The organism is Pseudomonas sp. RL, assembly GCF_000647775.1.
In the GTDB taxonomy this organism is placed as follows: Bacteria; Pseudomonadota; Gammaproteobacteria; order Pseudomonadales; family Pseudomonadaceae; genus Serpens; species Serpens flexibilis.
This window is the reverse complement of sequence record NZ_JBOY01000131.1, coordinates 1-1,117: the sequence shown is the minus strand read 5'-3', so window position 1 is coordinate 1,117 and position 1,117 is coordinate 1. Positions and strand designations below refer to the sequence as shown.

The 1,117-nt window shown below is 60.5% G+C and carries 1 protein-coding gene; it reads right to left on the bottom strand.

Translation table 11 applies throughout. The features are described 5' to 3' along the window. Window positions 1–1,117, bottom strand: a 1,117-nt coding sequence (gene tuf, locus AS93_RS0116295) for an elongation factor Tu (RefSeq protein ID WP_027591590.1), incomplete at both ends; no start/stop codon positions are given.

Sequence of the window (1,117 nt, the reverse complement as noted above, 5' to 3'; positions counted from 1 at the left end):
TCTTCCATGGCGATCGGAGCGATCAGGGTGACGGTCATCTTGATGTTGTCACCCGGCATTACCATCTCGACGCCTTCCGGCAGCTCGCAGTTACCGGTCACGTCAGTGGTACGGAAGTAGAACTGCGGACGGTAGCCCTTGAAGAACGGGGTGTGACGACCACCTTCTTCCTTGCTCAGCACGTACACTTCGCCTTCGAACTTGGTGTGCGGCTTGATGGTGCCCGGCTTGGCCAGAACCTGGCCACGCTCGACGTCTTCACGCTTGGTGCCACGCAGCAGCACGCCAACGTTCTCACCAGCACGACCTTCGTCGAGCAGCTTGCGGAACATTTCAACGCCGGTGCAGGTGGTCTTGGTGGTCGGACGAATACCGACGATTTCCACTTCTTCCTGGACCTTGACGATGCCGCGCTCGACACGACCGGTTACCACGGTACCGCGGCCGGAGATGGAGAACACGTCTTCGATCGGCATCAGGAACGGCTTGTCGATGGCGCGCTCGGGTTCCGGGATGTAGGTGTCCAGGGTCTCAACCAGCTTGCGAACAGCCGGAGCACCGATTTCGGACTCGTCGCCTTCGAGCGCCTTCAGAGCGGAACCCACGATGATCGGGGTGTCGTCGCCCGGGAAGTCATAGGTGTTCAGCAGGTCGCGAACTTCCATCTCGACCAGTTCCAGCAGCTCGGCGTCGTCAACCATGTCGGCCTTGTTCAGGAACACGACGATGTACGGAACACCCACCTGACGGGACAGCAGGATGTGCTCGCGGGTCTGCGGCATGGGGCCGTCAGCAGCGGAGCAAACCAGGATCGCGCCGTCCATCTGGGCAGCACCGGTGATCATGTTCTTGACGTAGTCGGCGTGGCCGGGGCAGTCAACGTGCGCGTAGTGACGAGTCGGGGAGTCGTACTCTACGTGCGAGGTGTTGATGGTGATACCACGGGCCTTTTCTTCCGGCGCGTTGTCGATCTGATCGTAGCCCTTCGCTTCGCCGCCCCAGGTCTTGGCGCAGACGGTTGCGATAGCAGCGGTCAGGGTGGTCTTACCGTGGTCAACGTGGCCGATGGTGCCAACGTTGAGGTGCGGTTTGGTACGTTCGAATTTTTCCTTAGCCA